This is a genomic window from Bacteroides sp. D22 (assembly GCF_000163675.1).
Lineage (GTDB): Bacteria > Bacteroidota > Bacteroidia > Bacteroidales > Bacteroidaceae > Bacteroides > Bacteroides xylanisolvens.
In genome coordinates this window covers 15,079-20,612 of sequence record NZ_GG774809.1, presented here as the reverse complement: position 1 = coordinate 20,612, position 5,534 = coordinate 15,079, and the positions used below count along the sequence as shown (strand labels likewise).

At 33.2% G+C, this 5,534-nt stretch carries 11 protein-coding genes; all 11 read left to right on the top strand.

All coding sequences use genetic code 11. The annotated features are described in order from the left end of the window. Nucleotides 1-556: 556 nt before the first annotated feature. The 11 genes from HMPREF0106_RS10445 (at nt 557) to HMPREF0106_RS10490 (ending at nt 4,795) form a co-directional block, all read left to right on the top strand. Entirely contained in the window at nt 557-808 is a 252-nt protein-coding gene (locus HMPREF0106_RS10445; protein ID WP_004295365.1) for a hypothetical protein, read from the top strand. 34 nt (nt 809-842) lie between these two features. After that, the gene (locus HMPREF0106_RS10450; protein WP_007559101.1) at nt 843-1,058 is read left to right on the top strand and encodes a hypothetical protein; all 216 of its coding nucleotides are present in this window, start codon (nt 843-845) and stop codon (nt 1,056-1,058) included. 71 nt (nt 1,059-1,129) lie between these two features. Continuing rightward, a complete protein-coding gene (locus tag HMPREF0106_RS10455; protein ID WP_007559098.1) occupies nt 1,130-1,519 on the top strand; it encodes a hypothetical protein in 390 nt (129 codons plus the stop codon). A gap of 85 nt (nt 1,520-1,604) precedes the next feature. Beyond that, nucleotides 1,605-1,745: a hypothetical protein gene (locus HMPREF0106_RS27475; protein ID WP_007559096.1), complete on the top strand. Its 141-nt coding sequence runs from the start codon at nt 1,605-1,607 to the stop codon at nt 1,743-1,745. A gap of 16 nt (nt 1,746-1,761) precedes the next feature. Beyond that, nucleotides 1,762-1,953, top strand: a complete 192-nt coding sequence (locus HMPREF0106_RS10460; RefSeq protein ID WP_007559094.1) for a hypothetical protein — start codon at nt 1,762-1,764, stop codon at nt 1,951-1,953. A 12-nt stretch (nt 1,954-1,965) separates the two neighbouring features. After that, nucleotides 1,966-2,172 (top strand): hypothetical protein, encoded by a 207-nt coding sequence (locus HMPREF0106_RS10465; RefSeq protein WP_007559092.1) that lies wholly within the window; start codon nt 1,966-1,968, stop codon nt 2,170-2,172. A gap of 30 nt (nt 2,173-2,202) precedes the next feature. Then, nucleotides 2,203-2,421, top strand: coding sequence for a hypothetical protein (locus tag HMPREF0106_RS10470; RefSeq protein ID WP_004295363.1), 219 nt, complete (start codon nt 2,203-2,205; stop codon nt 2,419-2,421). A gap of 24 nt (nt 2,422-2,445) precedes the next feature. After that, the gene (locus HMPREF0106_RS10475) at nt 2,446-2,757 is read left to right on the top strand and encodes a hypothetical protein (protein WP_008765228.1); all 312 of its coding nucleotides are present in this window, start codon (nt 2,446-2,448) and stop codon (nt 2,755-2,757) included. 33 nt (nt 2,758-2,790) lie between these two features. Further along, nucleotides 2,791-3,273, top strand: a complete 483-nt coding sequence (locus HMPREF0106_RS10480) for a hypothetical protein (RefSeq protein ID WP_007559088.1) — start codon at nt 2,791-2,793, stop codon at nt 3,271-3,273. Next, the gene (locus tag HMPREF0106_RS10485; RefSeq protein ID WP_004295360.1) at nt 3,263-3,475 is read left to right on the top strand and encodes a hypothetical protein; all 213 of its coding nucleotides are present in this window, start codon (nt 3,263-3,265) and stop codon (nt 3,473-3,475) included. Before HMPREF0106_RS10480 ends, HMPREF0106_RS10485 begins: the two co-directional genes overlap by 11 nt. A 162-nt stretch (nt 3,476-3,637) precedes the next feature. Further along, nucleotides 3,638-4,795, top strand: coding sequence for a replication initiation protein (locus HMPREF0106_RS10490; protein WP_007559085.1), 1,158 nt, complete (start codon nt 3,638-3,640; stop codon nt 4,793-4,795). The last annotated feature ends 739 nt before the right edge of the window (nt 4,796-5,534 follow it).

Genomic DNA, 5,534 nt, shown 5'->3' with positions numbered 1-5,534 from the left:
ATATGTGATTAACACGCTTCACTTCCAGAGTTCCAGAAAGAGCCACACGAAAAATCTTCTTTTCCCTAAAGTTCCTTGTGTCGTTTCTCTCTATACTTGAATACAGGAAAACGGCTGCATCATAAAAGAAAAGACACCGACACCATTCAGGAACTACCGCCCATCGGTAAAAGGATTGCATCTAATTGATACCTTTTCTGCCTGCACTGGAGAGAAACCGGGAAGGTATTTGATACCGTACTTTTCCGGGTTCTGCCCGGCATGGACGATAAGAGAACATTATTATGATACCAAAAACTTTAGGGAAAAATAAAACCTCGGCAGTCTATAAACCTAAAACCATTTTTAACAAAAATAATTGTCCTATTATTTGCGACATTTATAGAAAATCACTATCTTTGAGTATTGAAAATAAAGAGATAAACAAACCTTTAAAGCTGGTTTGGCTGCCAGTATAAAGAACAGCAAACAAAATCATGAAACATTGCTTCTTAAATCCATTTCGTAGCCAACTGTTAGTGCTATTTTTCAGTATTAATTCATTAATCATTTTTTTATGAAAAAAGAGTTTACATTACGCTTAGACGATGCAGCCTGCGCAGAGTTAGAAAATCTAAAAAAATTATCTGGTGAAAAAACAGATGCTAAAGCTATTAGATTTGCTATTCAGAATTATGCAACTTTGAATGATAGGTATATTGAAACACAACGGCAAATAAGGACGTGGAAAGATAAATATGCAGCGTTAAATAAAGCTGTTGATGATTACTTGTCTTCTTTTGAAGCATTGAAGAAAACTACAGATTGATAGTCAATTATTAGAAATGTGAAAGGATTAATTTATGATTGGAGTAGAGAAGAAAATTTTCAGATTATCTAGTTCTGTGTTAAATCGTACTTTTAAGCAGGAAAAGAGTATTTTTTGTTCAATGGTGTTACGATTGATGGATACAGAAAACTATGCAAACAATTATTGCGATTCGCTAAGTCTTGTTCTTGAACTATTTCCAGAGATTGATAGGGAAAAGCTAGAAAAAGAATTGGATAAATACGTTTGATAGTATTTGAAATCAAAAATGGGCTATTAAACTAGTTAATAGCCTTATTTTAATACATAAATTCATGAAATATGGCAGCGGATATGACAGATGAAACGATTGCACAATACATGGAACGCATCGAGAAAATGAGCATAAAAGAAATTCAAAAAGAAATTGAATTTCTGGAAAGCCCCGGTTACAACTGTGAAGGACTGGTATGTGCAGACGGAGTAATTACTCCCCGGACAAAAATGCATCGTAAGGTTCTTTGGTATAAGAGAATGAACCAAAAGAGCCTAACAGCCCTGCAATGGGCAAAAGAAGGATATGTTGTAAATCCGGATGCAATAGGAAGAAAGTGGAAAAACAATCCTCACAATTCAAAGGCTATAATATATTATGTATCAGATGAAGTACATGAGGACAAAGAAGCGGCTAAAGAATTTCTCAAATCGAGGCGTAAGGAAAAGAAAGAGTAGTCTTTAGTTCACAGGTCTCTTTTCCAGATATATAAGTCAAGATAAAATGGGATTATCATACCAAATAACGCATAACAGAATAGTAATGAATCAAGAAAGAACATTAACCTTTGGTAAGTATAAGGGAACACATCGAAGTAATATTACTGGAGGCTTCTCAGCAGGTGACTTCGGTGGTTTAATTTATTCAATCGAAAATTTCAATGAAAGTGAATATGAGTTTTAACCAATAAAATGAAGATATGAATAATGAATTTATTGATGGTATTTGGTTTGCTGTTCAGCATATTGTAGTAGTCAGAGATATGCCAGCAATCGCAATAGGGATAATTAAGGAATCGAATCTTTCCATTGATGATTGTAAGGCTGCGCAAAAAAGGAGTGGTTCTTTTCACAATCAGATGATGAAGTTTATTGAAACAGAATTAGCGTAAAACAGTATAAATATGAGCAAAATTGAAGAAGCCTTCAGAGGCTTAGGAAGAACAGAGAAAGTGAGATTCATTTCGCAGAACATCGAGTATGCAAATGCGGTTGCAGTAGCCAGTTATGTAAAAGGTTATCTTTTCGATGTCCTTAATGATGTCGGAGATGATGAGTATATAGCAGCGTATCTCAGAGAAAAGGGATATGAAGTAAAAAAACAAGAATAATCCTCAAATCGATATATAAATAAACGAATTATGAATGAAAGAACAATCCAAATAGACGTAATTGGAAAAATAGAAGGTACTCAATTTATGAAGTGTAAGCTATATACAAATGAAAATATTGTCATTATCATGATGAATGAATTTGATTATGAACGGTTGAAAGAAGAAGGAATCTTCATAAGAGATGGCAAAAGTCGAGATTCAGCCGGGGTGTTGAATACAACCAATACTTTCATCGAAAAAAATTAATACTCAAAACAAAAAAGAATGATTATGGATAAAAAAGAAAAGAATTTTGCCACATACAAAGAATTTGCAAAGATGCTTCGGGAAGTGGCAAACATATACTCTAAACTGGGTGACGAACCATTGTTGAAAGAAGGATATGAGTATAACGCCATTAGAGATGCTGTTCAGTATGTAACGAACAAACACGATTTTGGTTACTTTATACAGCCTTGGAAGGATGAGTTTCTACGTATGCCTTTTGATGTGACGAAGCGAAAAAAATGGGCTGATTATGTGGCTGAATGCCATGCTACAGGAAAGGAAATAGATTACGATAATTATGATTGGGATAAATGACCATAATTTTTCGAATAGTGTGAAAGGGAATAGATGTCATATAATCAAAATATAGATAGAATGTTTATTGAATATAAGGTATATCGTAGGGTGTCAGATTTGAAGCCTTTTATATCTAGGGATGAACTTCCTTCTTGTCAGATGATTGGGAAAAAAAAGTTTGTAGGAAAAAAAGCAAAAATGGAGGCTGTTTATAGACTTACAGGGAAACGTTTGCCAGAAGACTATACAACAGAGCAGGTAAACAATTTTCTTACGGTAGAGCTTTTTAATACGTCTTTATGGCATAAGTATAGAAAGATTTACAATGAAGTTTCCAATGAAAAAGAAATTGTTGTTGAGAACTATAGTTATCAATATACATTAGTTGTAGAATTAGCAAATAAATCGAATTTATCATTGGATGAAGGAAAAATTGTACATTTTGTTATGTGCGAACTGTTAGGAAATCCTTGTGAAACGTATAAAGGGATGAAAAACCCTATAATTTCTTTACGAAAAGATTATGATAGATAAAGCAAAAACATTAGATGAATGCTTTAAGGAACTAATTCTTAAAAGAGGTTGGTCTAAAAATAGTCCATATGACCGCCGAACTGCATCAAGGCATAAAAAGCAATTCCTTGAAGGAACGTTGCCCGATGAATTTAAAAGAGTATATTTGCAAAGTGCTGGTTATACAATAGTGCAGCCGGAGCTTTGGCGACAGGAATTATAAAACAAAGAAAATGGACTGGAGGAACATAATAAGAAATCTATTAGAAATTATCATTGCTATTTTTAGAATGATTTTCATAGGGCTATTTTATATAGCCAAGTTTATGTTTGTGTTCTTTATTCTACTTTTTTTTGGAGTATTAATCAGTCAAAATAATAAGCGATGGTAAATAGAGAAATAAAAGCCCGAAAACGTGCGGTGAAAGAAGAAAAAGAAGAAATAGACGGTGAGATTGTTAGAATTAGGAAAGGGCATCCTCGTACAAATCTTCCTGTGAAACTCCCAGAAAATCCCACATGGCTGAAACAACCTAATGTAGTTACATTAATGGCTGGTGATTTTAAGACAGTACAGATTAGAATCTTAATTGCTGTTATAGAGAAATTACAGGATGTCATAGAATTAAGTATTCAGCATCTAGATAAATATGGTACATCTATTCCATGCGAGCAATTATCTTTATTTCAAGAATATTCAGACCGTATAAGAGTAGATATCGCATATCGGGATTTGGGCGTTAATCCAGACCAATACAAGGAAGTAAAAAGCATGGTTCGTAAATTAATCAGTATTCCTGTAGAGCTTGATGTTAAAGACCCAATAACAGGTGAGGATAGTTGGTCTATTACTGGTTTATTCACTAAGGCAAATATACCCAAAACTCCTTATTCAAGAGGTTTTTCTTTAGAAATGGATAGAGAGGTTGCTAAAGTTTTCATTAATGTTGATAGAGGTTTTACACGCTATATAAAAGAGATAGCTTTAAGAGCGCAAAGTAGATATACAATAAGAATGTATATGCTGATTAGCTCATGGAAAGAAAAAGGTGGTTTTTCTATCTATGTGGATAGATTTCGGAAATTCTTAAAATTAGAAGATAAATACCCCGAATTTAAAGATTTGTATAAACGTGTAATACGCCCTGTTTACGATGATTTGTTTGAACAGGCTGATTGCTGGTTTGAAATGGCAGAAGTTTATCGTAATTCAGGCGATACACAGCCTTATAAACTTAATTTCAAAGTTATTAAGTCTGCATTATCAAAGAAGGAAGAAGAACTATTAAAAGGACAAAAGAAGATGATAACGAATTTTTGTTCTTTGCACTTTGCAATGAAGGACGAGCATTTGCAGCAGTTTATTCCACAGATTACATTAAGCAACTATAAAGCAGTAGTAACTAAGATGCTTTATCTAGGCGAATATGTTAGAGATAACTGGAATAAAATTTCAAATAAAGCAGAATATTGTTTATCCGTATTATTAAAAGAAGTAGAAATACTCCCCGGAATGATTGGAGAAGAAAAAGAAGATGAATAAAAGTTGGGTTTTTGTCCCTAGGAGGGGTCTAAAAGTTGGGTTTTTGTCCCTAAGAAGTTGGGTTTTTGTCCCTAAGAAGTTGGGTTTTTGTCCCTAAGAAGTTGGGTTTTTGTCCCTGATTTTTTACCATTATCTGTTGTTTTTCAGATAGTTACCCTTTCATTTTTAAGGGTACTACCATCACTAGCTGATAAAAAAAACCTGATAATCATACCAACACACAAAAAAGGAACTTTTCTTATTACATAAACCCATAAAAAAGGAACTTTTCTCATAATCTTAACACAAACTTTAGGGAAAAGAACATCTATTAACAAAAAAAGACACTATATGATACAAATAATCAATCAAAAGTTGGGTTTTTGTCCCTATCTAAAAAAAACATATTTTAAAAAGTTGGGTTTTTGTCCCTATGCTTTTTTGATATACTGTAGGGAAAGAAATTGATACCGAATTATCATTCCTGGCACACCCTGTAGAACGACCTTTTGATACCAAATACAAAAAGCAGCCGGAAGCCGGACGCAAAAAATTGATACCATAAAACATTAGGGAAAAAGAACAGGAACAAAATACAATATTATATATATAAATAATATGTGAATATATAATATATAAACAAATAATATATAATATGTGATTAACACGCTTCACTTCCAGAGTTCCAGAAAGAGCCACACGAAAAATCTTCTTTTCCCTAAAGTTCCTTGTGTCGTTTCTCTCTATACTTGAATACAGG

What these genes read in the sequence shown, in the direction of transcription:
- HMPREF0106_RS10445 (WP_004295365.1), top strand. Translation starts at nt 557, where the DNA reads ATGAAAAAAGAGTTTACATTACGCTTAGACGATGCAGCCTGCGCAGAG.
- HMPREF0106_RS10450 (WP_007559101.1), top strand. Translation starts at nt 843, where the DNA reads ATGATTGGAGTAGAGAAGAAAATTTTCAGATTATCTAGTTCTGTGTTA.
- HMPREF0106_RS10455 (WP_007559098.1), top strand. Translation starts at nt 1,130, where the DNA reads ATGGCAGCGGATATGACAGATGAAACGATTGCACAATACATGGAACGC.
- HMPREF0106_RS27475 (WP_007559096.1), top strand. Translation starts at nt 1,605, where the DNA reads ATGAATCAAGAAAGAACATTAACCTTTGGTAAGTATAAGGGAACACAT.
- HMPREF0106_RS10460 (WP_007559094.1), top strand. Translation starts at nt 1,762, where the DNA reads ATGAATAATGAATTTATTGATGGTATTTGGTTTGCTGTTCAGCATATT.
- HMPREF0106_RS10465 (WP_007559092.1), top strand. Translation starts at nt 1,966, where the DNA reads ATGAGCAAAATTGAAGAAGCCTTCAGAGGCTTAGGAAGAACAGAGAAA.
- HMPREF0106_RS10470 (WP_004295363.1), top strand. Translation starts at nt 2,203, where the DNA reads ATGAATGAAAGAACAATCCAAATAGACGTAATTGGAAAAATAGAAGGT.
- HMPREF0106_RS10475 (WP_008765228.1), top strand. Translation starts at nt 2,446, where the DNA reads ATGGATAAAAAAGAAAAGAATTTTGCCACATACAAAGAATTTGCAAAG.
- HMPREF0106_RS10480 (WP_007559088.1), top strand. Translation starts at nt 2,791, where the DNA reads ATGTCATATAATCAAAATATAGATAGAATGTTTATTGAATATAAGGTA.
- HMPREF0106_RS10485 (WP_004295360.1), top strand. Translation starts at nt 3,263, where the DNA reads ATGATAGATAAAGCAAAAACATTAGATGAATGCTTTAAGGAACTAATT.
- HMPREF0106_RS10490 (WP_007559085.1), top strand. Translation starts at nt 3,638, where the DNA reads ATGGTAAATAGAGAAATAAAAGCCCGAAAACGTGCGGTGAAAGAAGAA.